The sequence below is a fragment of the Microcoleus sp. Aus8_D2 genome, from assembly GCF_036702665.1.
GTDB lineage: Bacteria > Cyanobacteriota > Cyanobacteriia > Cyanobacteriales > Microcoleaceae > Microcoleus.
Window position 1 is genome coordinate 98,164 of the sequence record NZ_JAUBUN010000015.1, and the last position, 18,044, is coordinate 116,207.

An 18,044-nucleotide genomic window follows, 5' to 3' on the forward strand; every position below is an offset into this window, starting at 1 on the left:
ATGCAAGTACAGTTTCGCGAGTTTAACCCCTTTGACCTCTGGATTTGGCTGAAGTTCAGCAACGTGCCTTCAAACGGTGAAAAACAGTATGTTGAAGAAGTGTTTGACTCTTGGTTTTTCTTGGGAAAACTAGGAGGATTTAATGCGGAAAATTTGCAAGTTCAAGATGAAGGCTTAGATATCAGTGACATGGATTACGATACTAATCGAGCCGACCAAAGCATGATGGCTTTGATGCACAATATGGGAGAAATGGAGTATCAAGGTTCTTGGGCTCGCTGTTGGTTCGATTTGGGGACTAGCGATGCGATCGCGATCGATGTTTTAATTAATGTTTTCCAGCAACTTAGCAAAGAATTCGTCACGATTGAAAAACTGATTATTGGCGGGGAGAATAAAAATTGGCCTGTGGAAAACAGTCGCAGTCGAGAGGCTTTTGTTGATAATTAGTCATTGGGTATGGGGCATGGGGCATTGGGCATGGGGCATGGGGCATTGGGCATGGGGCATGGGGCATTGGGAATCGGGAATTGGGCATGGGGCATGGGGCATTGGTCATTAGTTAGACGGAAGAATCAAGCAGTAAGCAAGAGCAGCCAATTACCAATTACCAATTACCAATTACCCATTATCCATTATCTATTATCCATTACCCATTACCCATTACCAGATCTACCGTCAGTATAAAGGCTATAAATCTTTGATGCAAAGAAGATGAAACCCCAGGCGTAGGGTGTATCGCCACCGACAATCCTCAAGAAAGAGGGACAATCTCATAGATCCCACCTGACAAACAGGGCGAGAGTGAAATAGACGGTTGTTTCGTATACCTAATATGTAAGGTACGTCGCTGAGATTTTCGATTAAATTTAGGGATTGTTCTTTCTTCGATGCACCTTACAAATACTGTTCGATGATTTTGGTAAAATGGTATAATTATGCAAAAATCACCTAAAATTCGTGTAATTGTTCTAGGATTAATTCGATCGCGCGATCGCATTTTCGTTTCCCAGTTCCAAGATCCGGTAAAACAAGACACATTGTACCGAGCTCTGGGCGGCGGCGTAGAATTCGGAGAACACAGTTGCGACGCTTTGCAAAGAGAATTTCAAGAAGAAATTCAAGCCGAGTTAACCAATATCCAATATTTAGCTTGTTTGGAAACCTTTTTTATTTTCAATGGCCAAGCCGGACACGAATTAATACAACTCTACCAGTGCGATTTTGTTGACTCCAGATTCTATGAATTGGAAAGTTTAGATTTTGTAGACGGAAACTTGAAATGTACCGCATTTTGGATGCCTGTTGACCGCTTTCGCTCGGGCGAATTGCGCTTAGTTCCAGAAAGCTTTCTCGACTATTGCGAAGGCTGATAACTCAATCGCTCCAAATCTCAACCAGCAAATACCTTAAAGGCAATTTTCACCGAAAATATTTGCAGTAGAAGCGGGTTTTACCAGGAAATACTTGCCAAAGCTAACCAGATAGATCGACCCGCCCCTTCCGCTTTCCCTAGCGAAGATTAGGTAAAATGCTGTAGAGAAAAGAGTTAATAAAACTTAGGGTTATAGCACCCAACAAAGCACTCCAAATTCCCCAGCGCAAGCGAAATCCATCAACTAACCAAGCCGCCAATCCAAAGATAGCAGCGTTGATAACAATCATAAACAAACCAAAAGTTATCAACAAAGCTGGAAAAGTAAACAACATAAAAATCGGCCGCACTAAAGCATTTAGCAATCCAAAAACCGCCGCCGAAACCATGGCTTTTCCAAAAGTGTCAATATCCACGCCTATGGGCAACTTGGAAATAATAAAAAAGCTCACAGATGTTACCAGCCAAGCAATTACTAGCGAAACGATATTTATGTGCACGTGCTTATCTCCTTAAAAACCTAAACATTAAATCGGAACAACAACACATCCCCCTCTTGTACAACATACTCTTTTCCTTCACTGCGAAGTAAGCCTTTTTCCTTAGCCGCATTCATCGCACCGGTAGCCACCAAATCTTCATAAGCCACAGTTTCGGCCCGGATGAAACCCCGCTCAAAATCAGAGTGAATCACCCCCGCAGCTTGCGGTGCTAACATTCCTGCGATAATCGTCCAAGCGCGAGTTTCCTTCGGCCCGCTAGTGAAATAAGTCCGCAAACCCAATAATTCGTAAGTAGCTCGAATCAAAGATTTTAAGCCACCTTCAGTCACTCCCAGAGATTCTAAGAAATCTGCTCGTTCTTCCTCTGGTAGTTCTACCAATTCTGACTCGACTTGCGCCGAAACTATGACAACCTTAGCATTTTCTTTAGCTGCTATTTCCCGGACTTGTTCGACATAGCTATTTCCGGTTCCCAAATCGTCTTCAGACACGTTCGCCGCATAGATAATCGGCTTGTTTGTTAACAATTCTAAACCTTTAACTAATTCTGCTTCTTCGTCGGTTAAACTTGACTGGCGTACTGGTTTTTCGGCATTCAAAACCACAACCAACTTTTCAAGCACGTTCACTTCTGCTTGAGCTTCCTTGTTGTTGCGGGCTTGTTTGCGAGTGCGATCGAGTCTGCGTTCAATTTGAGCCAAATCTGCTAAAATCAGTTCGAGATTGATAATGTCAATATCTCGCTGCGGATCGACAGAACCCGAAACGTGAATGATATCATCATTGTCAAAACAGCGGACAACGTGGACGATCGCATCTACAGCCCGAATGTGAGACAAAAACTGATTTCCCAGCCCTTCGCCCTGACTCGCACCCTTCACCAAACCTGCAATATCCACAAACTCCATCCGCGTCGGCACAGTTTGCACAGAATTGGAAATATTGCTCAGTACCTTCAACCGTTCGTCGGGTACTGCCACGATACCCGTATTTGGCTCGATCGTACAAAAAGGAAAATTAGCAGCAGTCGCCTTGGCATTAGCCACCAAAGCATTAAACAGAGTAGATTTGCCAACATTAGGCAGTCCGACAATTCCGGCGGTAAGCATAGCTATTTAGAAACATATCACTGTTTCAAAATATCATAAGTATCCGCAATATATCGGACTTGTGCCTTCTAACTTCCACAGCTAAGTAAGTAAGTGCAAAAAAACAATCATATCTGAGGCGTGCCCTCCGGGGCGGGTAAGGCACGGCTCTATAGTAGAAGCGAGTTGACTGTTTCACTCACCCGCCCTCCTGTTGCTTAATTTAAACAGGTTCAGGGATTGTCTGAGGAATTGGCCCTGGGACTGTCTGGGGAATCGGCGAGGGTACTGTTTCCGGCACCGGTTCGGGAATTGGCTGCGGGATTGGTGCAGGTACCGGCTCGGGTACGGGGCTGGGAATCGGTTCGGGTACGGGGCCCGGTACTGGTGGCGATGTCGGTATAGTCGGCAGCCCGGGTTCGGTACTGGGAATCTGCGGCCCGGGAAACGGATCGGGAGTGGGATAAATCACAGCAATTCTCTTAGTAACTCCATGTATTTATGGTAGATAAAAAACTAATAATATGACATCTATCTAAATACTTAAAAATTATTTTTAGTGGAATTTGAGAGCATTTTAGATCGGCTTTTGGGAATAGACTACAGCAACCTAGTTTATCTGTATTAGTCCTGGACGCATGGGGGATTGGAAACCGGGTTTTTTACGAAAAGACGCATTGCAGCCCGCACACGGGCGTAAAAAACCCGGTTTCTTTGTCGGAGTACGTAAAAAGCATTGCTAGCGTGTAGTTTGGCACGAAACCTAGCCGAAAGTTCGGGTGATGTCCCCGTCTGAAGACGAGCTTGCAGTCGGTCTTTTTGTTAGCTGAAAACTCTACTGTTGGTTAGGGTCTCACCAGGGTTAATTGTCGTACAGTGACTCGTAAGGCAAGCTGCAAACAAGCGTGAAAAAATTATAGTAATTGCACGGAAGCTTTGAAGGTTAGTTGAGAAATTGTTTGTGTCTCAATTGTGACCCCCAAAGAATTTCCCATTCAAATGCACCCCTGCTTGCAGCCAGAACGCGATCGCCCGTTACGAAAGGAGTAGCTGATGCAGGTAAAACAAAACAAACTTTTCACTACTGAAGCGATCGATCGCTTATCTTCACCGGAACGCCTCGACCAAATGATGCAGGTAGTCAGTCCTCGATCGTGGCTGCGACTAACTGCAATTGGCTGTTTAGTTGCTGCTGCGGGTGTTTGGAGTGCGATCGGGCGAATTGGGCTGACTGTTTCCGGTCAAGGCGTGTTGCTTGTGCCCCGCCGCGTCGTGCAATTTCAAGCTGCTAGTTCCGGTCAATTAATCAAGCTGAATATCAAGCCGGGAGATGTTGTCAAACGGGGTCAAGAAATCGGCAGAATTGATAAACTCGACCTCAAGCAGCAGCTAGAGCAAGAGCAAGCAAAATTAGCTGAACTGCAAGGGCAAAAGCAAGATACTAATAAGCTGCAAAAACAGCAGATTGCGCTGGAATTAAAAATCCTAGAACAGCAGCAAAAAGACCTTCAGGAAAGCTTGAATAGGGAGTCAGTTGCGCCGCTACTGCACCAGCAAACTCTGGCAGCATTAGAGCAAAAACGCCAAAGTTTGGAGGAAAGTTTGCGCCGAGAACAAATTGCGCCGGTACTGCGGTAGCAAACTCTGGCAGCATTAGCAGAAAAACGCCAAAGTTTGGAAGAAAGTTTGCGCCGAGAACAAGTGGCGCCGGTATTGCGGCAGCAAACTCTGGCTGCGATCGCTAAAAAACGCGACAGTCTTTTGCAGCGAAAACAGCATATCACTTCTTTGGTAGAAACTTTGCAGCAGCGCTTTGAAACTCGCCGCGTTCTTTACGAACAAGAAAGGGCTATCAGCGAGGATGTAATGCTGCAAGCGAGACAGGAATTCGCCGACTCTCAGATGCAATTGGCGGATCTTGAAACGCAGTTAAAGGAACTCGACGTTCAGAAAACTAATAGCGCTCGCGAATTCCTGCAAAATCTCAATAAAATTGACGACATCAAAAACAATCGGCAACAACTCAATGTAGAAGCTACCAATACCGAACGAGAATACCTGCAAAATCTCAACCGCCTTAACGAAATTAAAAACAATCTCCAAGAACTTAAAGTTCAAAAAAGTAACGCCGAACGGGATTACCTGCAAAACCTGAACAAAATTGACGAAATCAAAACTAAGATTAAAGACATGGAAACCCAAGCGGTCAAACTAGCTCAGCAAGATTTAGAAAAGTCGATCGCCCAAACAAATCAAATTCAGGAAATTAAACGCAAAATTGCCCACTTGCAGAATCAGTTGGCTGCCGACAGCAAAATTACCAGCCAATATGGTGGCCGCGTTTTAGAAGTTAGCGCCGTTGCAGGTCAAATGCTGAATGTCGGCGCTAGAATCGGGACAGTTGAAGCTAAAGCTAATCGTGAAAAAATGGTCAGCCTTGTCTATTTGGCTGACAGAGACGGCAAGCAAATTAAACCTGGAATGACTGTACAAGTTACCCCTAGCGTCGTCAAGCCAGAGCGCTACGGCGGCATTGTCGGCAAAATAACGCAAGTTTCTCCTTTTCCGGTTACTAATCAAGATATGTCGGCAATTATCGGCAATGAAAATTTGGCTGACAGCATCTCTAAAAACATAGCTGGTGGCGGTGATCCCGTGCAATTTTTTGTGGAATTGCAGGAAGATCAGAACACTTTCAGCGGTTACAAATGGTCTTCATCGAACGGGCCTCCTCTCAAGATTTCCCCTGGTACAACTGCCCTAGTTCGGGTTCAAATCGGGCAGTTAGCGCCGATTTCTTACGTGATTCCTATTTTTAGGTCTTTGACAGGGGTTTATTAACAGTTGACTGTTGACCTGGGACAGTTGATTGATAGTTGTAGGGTGCGTCGCCACCAACCATCCCAAACCAAAATCGACCATCTGGTAGCGACGCACCTTACTTACAGTTGATAGTTGGTAGTTGTCAATTGTCAATTGATTGATAGTTGTAGAGTGCGTCGCCACCAACCATCCCAAACCAAAATCGACCATCTGGTAGCGACGCACCTTACAGTTGGTAGTTGATAGTAATATCTGACGCACCTTACTATTAAACCGACCGTCTCTATTGTTTATATCGAAGTCTAGATCCCCCCTAATACCAATTCTGTATGAAGCTGCACAGAATGGGAAGCCTGAAATCCTTTCCTGTCAAGGATATATTCTATGCAGCTTCACAGAAAAATGGTATAACCCCCCTGGTTGTAGGGGGGGACAAGAGCAGTCAAAGTCCCCGCAACGATTCGGGGGATGCGAGGGGGATCGCGCAGTCGCCTACAAGCAAAATTTATTATGGGTTTCAGCCTTATAACCGATGAAAATTCCCTGGATTGACAAGTTTTTTATGCCACGCCAATTAAGGCGGGTTCGTACTCCCACACTGCTACAAATGGAAGCAGTAGAATGCGGTGCTGCTGCTTTAGGAATTATTTTGAGTTACTACGAACATCCAGTACCTTTAGCCCAATTGCGAAGCGAGTGTGGCGTTTCTCGCGATGGCAGTAAAGCTTCTAATATCCTCAAAGCAGCCCGAATTTACGGCTGAGATGCTAAAGGATTTAAAAAAACTGTTGAAGAGTTGAAAACTGTACCACCGCCTTTTATTGTTTTTTGGAATTTCAATCACTTTTTGGTCATCGAGGGGATGAAGAAAAAGCGGGTGTACCTCAACGATCCCGCATCGGGACCGAGGACTGTTTCCCTGGAAGAATTTAAGTCTGCTTACACTGGTGTTGTTTTGACTTTTGAACCAGGGCCGGAGTTTAAAAAAGGCGGAAAAAAACCGAGTATTGCTACTGCTTTAGATTCCCGATTGCAAAGTTCCCGCTGGGCGATCGCATTTTGTTTAATTGCTGGTTTGTTACTCACCGTTCCCCGTTTGGCTGGCGCGGCATTTACCCAAATTTTTGTTGATGAAATTCTCGTCGAAAACCGTCACGAATGGCTGCGACCTTTAATACTGGGAATGCTGTTTGCTGCTGCTATTCAAGGGCTGCTAGCGCGGATGCGATTGTTTTATTTGCGGCGGTTGGCAAACAAGCTTGCGATTTCGATGTCGGGACAGTTTCTCTGGCATACTTTGCGCTTGTCTGTGGGATTTTACACCCAGCGGTTTGCAGGTGAAATTAGCAGCCGCTGCTAAGTTAATGACAAGGTTGCTGATATTTTATCGGGGAAACTTGCTGCAACTGCGATCGACGCGGTGATGATGGTTTTATATGCGATAATTATGGTGATGTACGACTGGGTATTGACGAGTGTCGCTGCTGTTTTTGCAGCTTTAAACTTTTTGGCACTGCAATCTTTATCCCGCAGCCGCGTCGATGCTAACACCAGATTAGCGTAAGGATTCAGGTAAGGTTGGCGGTGCTGCGATCGCGGGCATTCAATCGATCGAAACTGTGAAAGCTAGCGGTTGAGAATTCGATTTATTTTCTAAGTTTGCCGGGTACTATGCCAACATGAGCAACGCTCAGCAAGAATTGGCTCTACCCACTCAGATTTTGTCAATATTACCAGCATTTTTAACAGCATTAGCGGCAACTGCTATCTTAGTTGTCGGCGGCTTGCGGGTGATGAATGGCGGTTTGAGTATCGGGATGTTAATTGCCTATCAAAGTCTGACTCAGCAATTCCTCCAGCCAGTTAACAATCTCGTCAATTTTGGCAGCACCCTGCAAGAATTAGAAGCCGATTTAAACCGACTTGATGACGTTCTGCAAAACCCGATCGATCCCGAAGCAGACCGCGATGCTTTTAATAATGGAAACAGCCGCGTCGCCCTTGCACCAGATGCTTTTCACCTGCAAGGAAGCATTGAATTGCTCCCGTGTCAGTTTTGGCTACAGCCGCTTGGAAGCGCCACTAATTGAAAACTTGAACTTAAGCGTAAAACCGGGTCAGCGAGTAGCGTTAGTCGGGGGCAGCGGTTCTGGTAAATCTACTATTGCCAAACTTGTTACCGGACTTTACGAACCAATGAATGGCGAAATTTTATTTGACGGGGTTCCTCGCAATTTAATTCCCCGTTCTATCCTAGCGAATTCGCTGGCAATGGTCGAACAAGAGATCTTTCTATTTGCCGGCACTGTGCGGGAAAATCTGACGCTTTGGGACCCGACAGTACCGGAAGTAGATTTAGTGCAAGCGTGCGTTGATGCGGCAATTCACGAACTTATCTTGAATAGGCCGGGAGGATACGATGCTCAACTGAATGAAGGGGGGACAAATATGAGCGGCGGACAGCGGCAGCGCTTGGAAATTGCTAGGGCTTTAGTGAGAAATCCCGCAGTGTTGGTGCTGGATGAAGCAACGAGTGCTCTGGATGCTGAAACTGAGTTAATTATTGACCGGAATTTGAGGCGGCGGGGCACTTCTTGTATTGTAGTTGCTCATCGTTTGAGTACGATTCGAGATTGCGATGAAATTATTATGCTCGCAGGGGGTAAAGTAGTTCAAAGAGGCACTCATGAGGAGTTACAAAAGCTGGGAGGAGCTTATGCTCTTTTGGTTGGGAATGAACAATAAATAGTAGAAATACTAGGGACAGCCCGATAGTCCGCCAGGGAATGAATTCCCTGTCTCAAAGCTAAAGTCCTCGCTCAGAGGACTGATATCATGTCCGGTCAATTACCCGTAATAAAGAATGTTTGTAGTGAGGAATGCAAGTCCTCAGCAGTCAAGGACTTGCATTCCTCACTACAAACTAATTTTATAGTCGTTGTTCGAGCGGACATGATATGAAATGAGCGATGGTTTGATGGGGGCTATTCAGTCGGTTTTAACCGACTTTGGCTATGAGACGGGGATTTGAATCCCCGGCGGGCCTGTGGATCTGCCCGATCGATTCGATCGATTCGATCGAACTTGATATTACTAATTACCAATTACTAACTATGCTAGATCTAAATCCTGTTAAGAAACTGCACCGAATTAAAGGAAATGAACCGCTGCTGCTGAATGACCCGCATCGGGTATGGATTGTTCGATCGGGCGCGATCGCACTTTTTGCAGGGAAGATACAAAGTGAGAAACCAGCCAGCAACCGCCATTACCTGTTCAGCGTCGGTGCAGGCGAGGCTTTGTTCGCTACGGCCCTGGGGGATCGGTGGGGAATTCTGGCGGTGCCGATCGCCGAAACCGAACTGGAACCGATCGCAGCTACAGATTGTGCCGCTTTAGTTGCTGCTGGTGACGACAAAGCGATCGTCCTTGTGGAAGGGTGGATACAGCATTTGGGATCGCGGGCGATCGCCGATGACATAGTTTCCCCGGAAACTACTGTAGTTTTAGCAGCAGCCTCGCAGCAAATATCGCTGCAAAAAGGTCAAATGCTGCGATCGCCCCCGGAAACTGTTGTCTGGGTACAGGTGCGATCGGGCGATGCGAGTGTGGGGGAATTGCAGTTAAATTCCGCTTCCCCAGCGTTTCCTTTGGCTGGGAATATGCTGTTGGCAGCGGTAGGGCAAGTTGAGGTGCAAACCTTCTCAACAGCAGAGATGGAAAATGCCTCCGGGCTGCGGGCGAGTTTAGCTTTGCTGCACGAGTATTTCGGCTGCTGCTTGAACTTGCTGGTTTCCCGGCAAAAAGCCGAGGAATTGGGCCGATTTCAGGAACGAGAACAGCTAAACAGCCAAGTAACCCAGACAGCTTTGGGAGAGTTAACCGAGGTGCTGCATCCCCGAAAAACAGCCTTGTCTGAGGAAGGAACGCCGCTGTTAATCGCTGCTGGGGCTGTAGGTAAGGCACAAGGGATAACAGTTAATCCCCCGGCGGGTTCCGAAGACTTGAGTCGAGTTAAAGATCCGATGGAGGCGATCGCGCGATCGTCCCAATTTCGCACCCGCCGGGTGTTGCTGACCGGGGATTGGTGGCGGCAGAACTGCGGCCCGCTGCTTGCTTATACAAAGTGTGGCAAACGACCAGTAGCTTTGCTTCCCGGTAAGGGATATCGCTATACTTTGTGCGATGCGCTCGCACTCGCAAACGGGTAACTAAGGCAGTAGCCCAACAGTTGTCGCCAGAAACTCAAATGTTTTACCGACCCCTGCCGCTATTGCTTCGCAACGCTGCGGAACTGTTTCGCTTCGGGACGAAGGGCTACGAAAAAGACATTATCGTTGCTTTCGGGCTGGGGATATTGGGAACGCTGCTGGGGATGGTGACACCGCAAGCTACCTCGATTTTGGTCAATGATGCTATTCCTGACAGCGATCGCGTTTTACTGTGGCAGTTAGGGCTGGTGTTGTTAGTTGCGGCGATCGGGCGGGCTGTATTTAGCATGGCCCAAACAATTATGACATTGCGGATCGAAAATGCTGCCAGCGGCACTCTCCAGCCGGCAGTTTGGGATCGATTGCTGAGATTAAAACCGGCATTTTTTCGCAGCTATTCTTCCGGGGACTTGCTAACTCGCTTGTTAGCAGTAAATCAAATTCGCGCCCAACTCAGCGGCGCGACACAGCGGACACTTTTAAGTGCCATATTTTCCCTGTTGAATTTAGGGCTGATGTTTGTTTACAGCTTGCCGCTGGCTTTAGTTGGAATTGGTTTAACTTTTATCGCAGTTATAGTAACAGTCACGTCGAGCTTGCTCTTAATCCCAAAAGAGCGGCAGATGGAAACAGGAGAAGGCGACATTAACGGGCTGACAGTAGAACTGATTAACGGAGTATCAAAGTTGCGGGTAGCTGCCGCAGAAGGGCGAGCTTTTGCAGCTTGGGCGAAAAAGTACAGCCAGCAAATCAAGCTAAAAACAGGAATTAAACGAATTGACGACAGCGTTTCAGTATTTAACGAAGCGCTGCCGTTAGTCAGTTCTATTCTGATGTTTTGGTTGGCAATTCAATTTATGCAAACCTCTCAAACAGGAGGCGACGGACTGAATATGGGCACATTTCTCGCTTTTAATTCCGCCTTCGGAACCTTTCTTTCCGGCATCACAGATTTGAGTAATACCGTAACTGATATTTTAGGAATTGTACCGCTGTGGGAGCGCGCCAAACCGATCGTCCAGGGAATCCCGGAATCTGACCCGACAAAAGCCGATCCCGGCCGCTTGAAAGGTCAAATTACGATCGATCGCGCGACATTCCGCTACCGATCGGACGGCCCCCCAATTTTAGATGATGTCAGCATCAATATTCAACCGGGGGAATTTATCGCGATCGTCGGGCCATCGGGCAGTGGCAAATCAACATTATTTCGGCTGTTATTGGGATTTGAAATAGCACAAAGCGGCACTGTTTATTACGACAATCAAGATTTAGCAGGCCTCGATTTTCAAGCAGTGCGGCGGCAGTTAGGAGTAGTGCTGCAAAACGGCAGAATTAATGCTGGTTCGATGTTTGACAATATTACCTGCGGGGCGCTGGTAACGCAGGAGGAAGCTTGGGAAGCCGCGCAAATGGCCGGTTTAGCCGCCGATATCGAACAAATGCCGATGGGAATGCACACGGTTGTCAGCGAAGGCGGCACGAATCTTTCCGGAGGACAGCGGCAGAGATTGTTAATTGCCCGCGCAATGGTTGTCAAACCAAAGGTTATCCTGATGGATGAAGCTACGAGTGCTTTGGACAACCGCACGCAGGCGATCGTAACTGAGAGTTTAGACAAGTTAAATGTTACCCGAATTGTCATCGCCCACCGCCTGAGTACGATTCGCAATGCCGATCGAATTTATGTGCTTGAAGCAGGCCGTTTAGTGGAGGTGGGTTCCTTTGAAGAATTGATCGAACAGGGAGGATTATTTGCGAGATTAGTTGAGCTGCAGATAGAGTAGAGATTCAACGTAAAATGCCCACGTAAAAAACAGAATAGAAACCGGGTTTCTGTTCTGTTTTTTAGGTAGGAATTATATCATGTAGACGTGAATCGATCCTAATTCCTGTAGGGGCGGGTTCACCAACAATAATTGCCGAAAACCCACAACTTCATAAACCCGCCCCCGCCCAACGATCGATCGCACTCTACGTCTTTCAATATAGAAGGAGCGGGTTCACCAAAATCTCGAACGCAGATCGAACAATCTCGTAAAACCTCTTTCTCCCCCGCTTGATTTAAATCAATATTTTACCAATAAATTAGCGGTACATTTGTATTTTTGGTGGGGTGGGGGCGGGTTTACGAGATTGTTGATTTTCGACAATTATTGTTAGCGAACCCGCCCCTACAGCCATCACTATGAATCGAGCAGAATGATGCTTATTCTTTGGTCAGCAAATCGGGCAACCACAACAAAATTAGCAATAGCAAGCAGGCGATAACTAAGCCAACGCTAAATATTGTAGCGTTGCCCGTATCGGGGGTTTGCTGCATCAGGTATAGTGGCTGTATTGCATTCATATTTTCTGTATATAAGGGAAGCTAAATCCTAACCCCCGTAGGGGCGAAGGATTCGGGTGAATATCTCATCGCAAAAACCCGATCCTTCTTGAGTCATTTTTCTCCTTATTTATCTTTAGCAATCATCATTGTTTCCAGTAAAATCCCTTACCGCCTCGCCTACCGCACGTCCACCTGCTGACCTACCCAGATTAGCCACAGTGCGGCCAATAACTGGGGCTGCCAACCGTACACCAAGGGCTAACAAAGGTAGTATTCCACCATTAACTTGCTCCAGCTCATCATCACTTAACTCAGAAGTATCTGACTGACTCTGATGCTGGAGTTCCGGAGCTTGCGAGACTTCTTGAAAAGAAGGATTGACGCTTTCAAATTCAAAAGACATAAGATTTGCTCCTAATCGAATTATTTGTGTCTGGCAATTGTGCTGCGTTTTGGCGAAGCATTTGGACATATATATCAAGGTATTGATAGCCCGATTGTCGCCCAAATGCTTCGCCCCTACCCAAATCTTGGTAATGAATTGTCAAGCGCGGTTTTATAGGCGCTTGACTGGTTGTGATAGTACGGATGTCGCCTGCGCGCTTCGAGTTCCAAGTCGTTCAATTCTTCAGCAACAGGATTGGCTGGATCTCGATTTGGTCTAATCCCAAAATATAATTTTGTCCACAACCTTATCGAAACCACGTCCAATCTTCTCAAGCAGCCCATCATCCTTATCGCCGGGCGGGCAACGTCGAACTCCTCCATTAATAGCTTCAATATCGCGCTCATCCAGTTCACCATCAGCCAACTCGTTTGTGGGAATCTCAGAATTAAAATTCAGGTCATGATTTGCAGTATCAGACATGGTTTTTACCCTGGTAGATGAAGTTTTTGGTCATGGAATTAAGCTGTAGGATTGCTTAATTCCTGTTAGATGTTATTAGTATATTAAATTACCCGGCTAAAGTAGCTAGCTCAAAGTAGAGTTGTGAACCGATAAAAAAGCTAGCTAAGAACTGGCTATAAAATCGGGAGATTACCTGAACTTTTGGCTAGGTATCGCCGCTCTCCTACAACGATAGACTGGTAACACTCCCCTGTGATGAGTCAAGCCTGCCTCCTATTGATGAGCGTTACCAAAGTGCGATCGGCAATTAAGAAAGCCCTAAGAGTAGTACAAAAAAAGGGCGATCGCACTCCAAGAGGCAATTGTGCGATCGCCCGAGAGTCAAGAAAGCTGCTGACATTATTAAACAAGCTGTAGTGAGAAGTGCAATGGGTATCAATATCCATTGCACTTTCCCGCAATCAACATTGCACCCCTCCGAAGATCGGATCTGTGGGTAGAACGAATGAATTTACCATCTGGGTTGCTTAAGATTTAAATTATCGATTTAAGCAGATTGAGGCGATCGCGCGATGGCAGAAAGAGCGATCGGGCTAACTCTCTAAATCCCAACCCCAGAATCCTATGCTGTATTCTTCATTTAAGCGACTCAAATCGATCGACTCTAGGCTCACTCCTGTTTTCCTAGCTTCCATTTCCCTGTTCCTACTTACCACTGCTTTCCTATTAACTACTCCTGACTCTCTATTCCCAGCGATCGCTCAAACTACCGATGCTCGTCAAGCAGAGGCCGATCGGCTCTTGCAGCAGGGGATTCAACAGCTTCAGATTAGCCAATTAAGAGCAGCGCTGAATTCCTGGCAACAGGCACTCCAAATTTATCGCGCCATCAAAAACCGCTACGGGGAGGGTGCAGCACTGGGCAATTTGGGAGCCGCTTACCTCTATCTAGGCGACTATGCCAAAGCGATCGAGTATATTCAGCAACAGTTAGCCATCGCCCGCTCCATTAAAGACCGCCAAGGGGAAGGTACGGCGCTCAACAACCTTGGATTGGCGTTCTTAAAGGTTGGCAACCCAACAGAATCTGAAAAAATGCTGATTGATGGGATTCAAGTTTGGGAATCGATGCGTCAACTGCTCGGCTCCAACGATGCCAATAAAATCTCCATCTTTGAAGAACAAGCTCGCACCTATCGGACTTTACAACAAGTCCGGGTAGCTCAGAATAACCCGATCTCCGCCTTAGAAATTTCCGAGCGGGGACGTGCTCGTGCTTTTGTCGATCTCCTGAGTGAACGCTTATCTTCAGGTTCTACCAATCCGGTTATCGCCTCTTCTCCGAATCAGGAGCAAATCCGCCAAATCGCCAAAGCACAGAACGCCACTTTGGTGCAGTATTCCATCGTCTACGACGACTTCCAGATTCAGGGCAAACAAGTAGGGCGTGAATCCGCGCTCTACATCTGGGTGATTCAACCCACAGGCGAAATCACATTCCGCGAGGTAGACCTCAAACCCCTCTGGCAGCAGCACAACGCCTCTCTAACCAGCTTAATCATTGGCAATCAAGAATTCCTGGCTGTCCGCAGTCGCAGCAGTTTTGGCTCCACCCAACCCCAACCCGACTTACCGTCGCTACATCAACTGCTGATCGATCCCATTGCCAGCCTCCTACCCAAAGATCCTAATGCCCACGTCATCTTCATTCCTCAAGGTTCCTTGTTCCAAGTGCCCTTTCGGGCCCTACAAGATACCAACGGTACTTACTTAATCGAAAAACACACGATTCTCACCTCCCCTTCGATTCAAGTTCTGGCATTAACTCGACAACAGAAGTTAGCACAGCAGCAACCTAACAGTAGTAACGCTCTCGTCTTAGGCAATCCCACCATGCCCAGTGTGTCTGCCTATCTCGGAGCTCCCAAACAGCAATTGTCTCCCCTACCTGGGGCCGAAGCTGAAGCGATCGCGATCGCCCCTCTGCTCAACACTGAAGCCATCACAGGCGCACAAGGTACAAAAGCTGCGATCGATCGTCCAAAAAATGCCCCTAGCATCAATTATTCACCTCGCAACTCATGGATTGCTGGATAATGTGCGCGGATTGGCAAGTGCGATCGCCCTGGCTCCTTCTGGTAGCGATGACGGCTTATTGACCGCAGAAGAGATTTTCGACATGAAACTGCAAGCAAACTTAGTCGTTTTGAGTGCCTGCAACACTGGATTCGGGAGAATTACCGGGGATGGCGTGATTGGTTTGTCGCGGGCTTTGATTTCGGCAGGAGTGCCTAGTGTAATTGTTTCTTTATGGGCGGTTCCCGATGCGCCTACATCCGAATTAATGCAGGCATTTTATCAAAATCTTCAGAACAACCCGAATAAGGCACAGGCTTTGCGGCAAGCAATGTTGACCACAATGAAAACGAAAACTCATTCTAATCCGCGAAATTGGGCTGCGTTCACGTTGATTGGGGAGGCCGATTAAGTTTCTTAGGACTTACGAATAAATACCAAAGAAACCAGGTTTTTCACTCTTTGTTAAAAGCTCGAATGCAGTATTTTCGTCCAACCCGGTTTCTGCGTCCAGGAATAAAGTTTGTAGTGAGGATGACCGTCCTCTTTCATAAAATTAACAGGGAAAAAAGATGATTCAACAATCAAATATGATTCGCCTTTTAATTGCCGACGATCATGCGATCCTGCGACAAGGTTTAGCCGCTTTGCTGGAACAAGAACCAGATTTAAAAGTTGTCGCCAAAGCTAGCAACGGAGAGGAAGCATTAACCATGTTCCGCCAATATCAACCCGACGTGACGCTGATGGATTTGCGAATGCCGCAAATGGATGGAGTCGCGGCGATTACTGCTATTTGTGCTGAATTTGACAAGGCTCGAATTGTGGTATTAACTACTTATGATGGTGATGAAGATATTTATCGCGGGCTGCGGGCTGGTGCCAAAAGTTATCTGCTAAAAGATGCGGAACCTGAGGAACTTGTTTTGGCAATTCGCACGGTTGTTAGTGGTAAAAAGTACATTCCCACCGCCGTTGGTGCTAAACTAGCCGATCGCATGGACAACGCTCAATTGAGCGATCGCGAATTGGATGTAATTCGCCTGATCGTAACTGGTAAATGCAACCACGAAATCAGCAAAATTTTGCAGATCAGCGAAAGTACCGTCAAGTTTCACATCAACAATATTTTGGGCAAGTTAGGAGTTAGCGATCGCACTCAAGCTGCGATCGCAGCCTTAAAACGAGGCATTGTCAGCCTGTAGTTTTGCACGACACCTAATTCCAAATAATCAAATCAGGATGCAGCGAATCAGCGATGAACTCTCAAACAAAAACGCCTTTATTAGATGCTTTGCGCGATCGCACAAATCAGCCTCACTCCCCATTTTACGCCCCCGGACACAAAGGCGGCCGAGGAATCTCGAAGCCGCTGGTTGAGTTGTTGGGCGCGCAAGTTTTTCGATCGGATTTGCCGGAATTGCCGGAATTAGACAATCTATTTAATCCAGAGGGCGTAATTGCCGAAGCTCAAAATTTAGCGGCTTCGGCTTTTGGCGCGGAACATACTCGGTTTTTAGCAAACGGTTCGACTTGCGGAATAATCGCGGCAATTCTCGCGACTTGCGGCCCTGGCGATAAAATTATCCTACCTCGAAACATCCATCAATCGGCGATTTCTGGTTTGATTTTATCCGGCGCAATTCCGATTTTTGTCAATCCAGAATATAACTCGGATTGGGATATCGCCAACTGCATCACAGCGGAATCCGCAGCAGCAGCATTAAAACAACATCCCGATGCGAAAGCAGTCATGGTGGTTTACCCAACTTATCACGGGGTTTGCGGGGATTTGTGGGCGCTCGCCAAAATTACCCATCAATACAACATACCCTTATTAGTAGATGAAGCCCACGGCGCGCACTTTAACTTTCATCCAAACTTGCCAGAAGCAGCACTAGCCGCCGGTGCTGATTTAACAGTACAATCAATCCATAAAACTCTCGGTGCCATGACACAAGCATCGATGTTGCACGTCAAGGGCGATCGCATAGATATCCAAAAACTCGATCGAGCATTGCAGCTTGTACAATCCACCAGTCCCAGCTACTTATTATTAGCATCATTAGACGCCGCCCGCCAACAAATCGCACTCCACGGCGAACAGTTGATGGCGCAAACTTTACTGCTTGCTGAAAAAGCGCGATCGCACATCAGTCAAATTCCCGGCTTATCAGTTTTAGAACCATTAAATACGCCCGGTTTTGCCGCACTAGACCGAACCAGGCTAACAGTAAAAGTATCCGATTTAGGCATCACAGGATTTGCTGCTGATGAAATTCTGCACTCGGAACTTGCAGTCACCGCAGAATTACCAATGCCGCAGCATTTAACATTTATTATCAGCTTGGGAAATACAGCATCAGATATCGACAATCTAGTTAAAGGTTTTACACTTTTAGAAAGAAGGAAGTTCGGCAGCGGATTATGTAGCGGATTTAACGGATGGATATTGCAGGAAGAAGCAAGAAGCAAGAAGCAAGATGTTTCCCCTCTCCCACTCTCCCCCACTCCCCCACTCCCCCTCTCCCCCTTTCCCACTCCCCCAATCTCCCCCCGCGAGGCCTTCTTTTCCCCGGCGGAAACCGTAGCAATAGACCAAGCGGTCGATCGACTCTGTGCCGAACTCATCTGTCCCTATCCCCCAGGAATACCAGTTTTGATGCCCGGTGAAATCATTACCTCAAAAGCTCTTGAATACCTGCAACAAATCCTTGCCGCCGGCGGAAAAATCACAGGTTGCAGCGATCCAAGCCTCCAAACTCTCAAGGTTGTGCGACAGTAAA

The 18,044-nt window shown here is 46.9% G+C and carries 20 protein-coding genes and 2 pseudogenes; 16 read left to right on the forward strand and 6 right to left on the reverse strand.

Annotated features, from left to right (window positions below; all coding sequences use genetic code 11):
• From QUB64_RS14355 to QUB64_RS14365, 3 genes are all read left to right on the forward strand, one after another.
• The gene (locus tag QUB64_RS14355) at positions 1–450 is read left to right on the forward strand and encodes a DUF3531 family protein (RefSeq protein ID WP_333274861.1); all 450 of its coding nucleotides are present in this window, start codon (positions 1–3) and stop codon (positions 448–450) included.
• 30 nt (positions 451–480) lie between these two features.
• Positions 481–687, forward strand: a complete 207-nt coding sequence (locus QUB64_RS14360; RefSeq protein WP_333274863.1) for a hypothetical protein — start codon at positions 481–483, stop codon at positions 685–687.
• 251 nt (positions 688–938) lie between these two features.
• On the forward strand, positions 939–1,373 hold the full coding sequence (locus QUB64_RS14365; protein WP_333274866.1) for an NUDIX hydrolase: 435 nt from the start codon (positions 939–941) through the stop codon (positions 1,371–1,373).
• Between the two features lie 139 nt (positions 1,374–1,512).
• On the opposite strand, the gene QUB64_RS14370 is transcribed toward QUB64_RS14365, so the two are convergent.
• From QUB64_RS14370 to QUB64_RS14380, 3 genes are all read right to left on the reverse strand, one after another.
• Positions 1,513–1,869, reverse strand: coding sequence for a phage holin family protein (locus tag QUB64_RS14370; RefSeq protein WP_333274995.1), 357 nt, complete (start codon positions 1,867–1,869; stop codon positions 1,513–1,515).
• 26 nt (positions 1,870–1,895) lie between these two features.
• Positions 1,896–2,987, reverse strand: coding sequence for a redox-regulated ATPase YchF (ychF, locus tag QUB64_RS14375; protein WP_293125208.1), 1,092 nt, complete (start codon positions 2,985–2,987; stop codon positions 1,896–1,898).
• Between the two features lie 202 nt (positions 2,988–3,189).
• Complete coding sequence (locus tag QUB64_RS14380) at positions 3,190–3,438, reverse strand: gamma-aminobutyric acid A receptor, epsilon-like protein (RefSeq protein ID WP_333274871.1); 249 nt, start codon at positions 3,436–3,438, stop codon at positions 3,190–3,192.
• A gap of 581 nt (positions 3,439–4,019) precedes the next feature.
• Here QUB64_RS14380 and QUB64_RS14385 point away from each other — a divergent pair.
• The 9 genes and pseudogenes from QUB64_RS14385 to QUB64_RS14425 all read left to right on the forward strand — a co-directional run bounded on the left by QUB64_RS14385 (position 4,020) and on the right by QUB64_RS14425 (position 11,787).
• On the forward strand, positions 4,020–4,604 hold the full coding sequence (locus tag QUB64_RS14385) for a biotin/lipoyl-binding protein (protein WP_333274874.1): 585 nt from the start codon (positions 4,020–4,022) through the stop codon (positions 4,602–4,604).
• A 36-nt stretch (positions 4,605–4,640) separates the two neighbouring features.
• The gene (locus QUB64_RS14390) at positions 4,641–5,807 is read left to right on the forward strand and encodes an NHLP bacteriocin system secretion protein (protein WP_333274876.1); all 1,167 of its coding nucleotides are present in this window, start codon (positions 4,641–4,643) and stop codon (positions 5,805–5,807) included.
• 589 nt (positions 5,808–6,396) lie between these two features.
• Positions 6,397–6,705: pseudogene (locus tag QUB64_RS14395) on the forward strand (cysteine peptidase family C39 domain-containing protein); the annotation flags it as partial.
• Positions 6,706–6,885: 180 nt separating this feature from the next.
• Positions 6,886–7,149: an ABC transporter transmembrane domain-containing protein gene (locus QUB64_RS14400; RefSeq protein ID WP_333274998.1), complete on the forward strand. Its 264-nt coding sequence runs from the start codon at positions 6,886–6,888 to the stop codon at positions 7,147–7,149.
• 63 nt (positions 7,150–7,212) lie between these two features.
• Positions 7,213–7,353 (forward strand): hypothetical protein, encoded by a 141-nt coding sequence (locus QUB64_RS14405; RefSeq protein ID WP_333274879.1) that lies wholly within the window; start codon positions 7,213–7,215, stop codon positions 7,351–7,353.
• Between the two features lie 115 nt (positions 7,354–7,468).
• Positions 7,469–7,879: a hypothetical protein gene (locus QUB64_RS14410; protein ID WP_333274881.1), complete on the forward strand. Its 411-nt coding sequence runs from the start codon at positions 7,469–7,471 to the stop codon at positions 7,877–7,879.
• The gene (locus QUB64_RS14415; RefSeq protein ID WP_333274884.1) at positions 7,824–8,534 is read left to right on the forward strand and encodes an ATP-binding cassette domain-containing protein; all 711 of its coding nucleotides are present in this window, start codon (positions 7,824–7,826) and stop codon (positions 8,532–8,534) included. Before QUB64_RS14410 ends, QUB64_RS14415 begins: the two co-directional genes overlap by 56 nt.
• 269 nt (positions 8,535–8,803) lie before the next feature.
• Complete coding sequence (locus tag QUB64_RS14420; protein ID WP_333274887.1) at positions 8,804–10,000, forward strand: hypothetical protein; 1,197 nt, start codon at positions 8,804–8,806, stop codon at positions 9,998–10,000.
• Positions 10,001–10,038: 38 nt separating this feature from the next.
• Positions 10,039–11,787: an NHLP bacteriocin export ABC transporter permease/ATPase subunit gene (locus tag QUB64_RS14425; protein WP_333274891.1), complete on the forward strand. Its 1,749-nt coding sequence runs from the start codon at positions 10,039–10,041 to the stop codon at positions 11,785–11,787.
• A gap of 422 nt (positions 11,788–12,209) precedes the next feature.
• On the opposite strand, the gene QUB64_RS14430 is transcribed toward QUB64_RS14425, so the two are convergent.
• From QUB64_RS14430 to QUB64_RS14440, 3 genes are all read right to left on the reverse strand, one after another.
• Positions 12,210–12,350: a hypothetical protein gene (locus QUB64_RS14430; protein WP_333274894.1), complete on the reverse strand. Its 141-nt coding sequence runs from the start codon at positions 12,348–12,350 to the stop codon at positions 12,210–12,212.
• Positions 12,351–12,465: 115 nt separating this feature from the next.
• Positions 12,466–12,735 (reverse strand): class IIb bacteriocin, lactobin A/cerein 7B family, encoded by a 270-nt coding sequence (locus QUB64_RS14435; RefSeq protein ID WP_333274897.1) that lies wholly within the window; start codon positions 12,733–12,735, stop codon positions 12,466–12,468.
• Positions 12,736–12,993: 258 nt separating this feature from the next.
• Positions 12,994–13,200, reverse strand: coding sequence for a hypothetical protein (locus tag QUB64_RS14440; protein ID WP_333274899.1), 207 nt, complete (start codon positions 13,198–13,200; stop codon positions 12,994–12,996).
• A 237-nt stretch (positions 13,201–13,437) separates the two neighbouring features.
• Here QUB64_RS14440 and QUB64_RS14445 point away from each other — a divergent pair, with 237 nt between their 5' ends.
• The 4 genes and pseudogenes from QUB64_RS14445 to QUB64_RS14460 all read left to right on the forward strand — a co-directional run bounded on the left by QUB64_RS14445 (position 13,438) and on the right by QUB64_RS14460 (position 18,043).
• On the forward strand, positions 13,438–13,599 hold the full coding sequence (locus tag QUB64_RS14445; RefSeq protein WP_333274901.1) for a hypothetical protein: 162 nt from the start codon (positions 13,438–13,440) through the stop codon (positions 13,597–13,599).
• Between the two features lie 207 nt (positions 13,600–13,806).
• Positions 13,807–15,670 (forward strand): annotated as a pseudogene (locus QUB64_RS14450) (CHAT domain-containing protein).
• Between the two features lie 163 nt (positions 15,671–15,833).
• On the forward strand, positions 15,834–16,463 hold the full coding sequence (locus QUB64_RS14455; RefSeq protein ID WP_333275000.1) for a response regulator transcription factor: 630 nt from the start codon (positions 15,834–15,836) through the stop codon (positions 16,461–16,463).
• Between the two features lie 53 nt (positions 16,464–16,516).
• Entirely contained in the window at positions 16,517–18,043 is a 1,527-nt protein-coding gene (locus tag QUB64_RS14460) for an aminotransferase class I/II-fold pyridoxal phosphate-dependent enzyme (protein WP_333274904.1), read from the forward strand.
• Position 18,044: the final 1 nt, after the last annotated feature.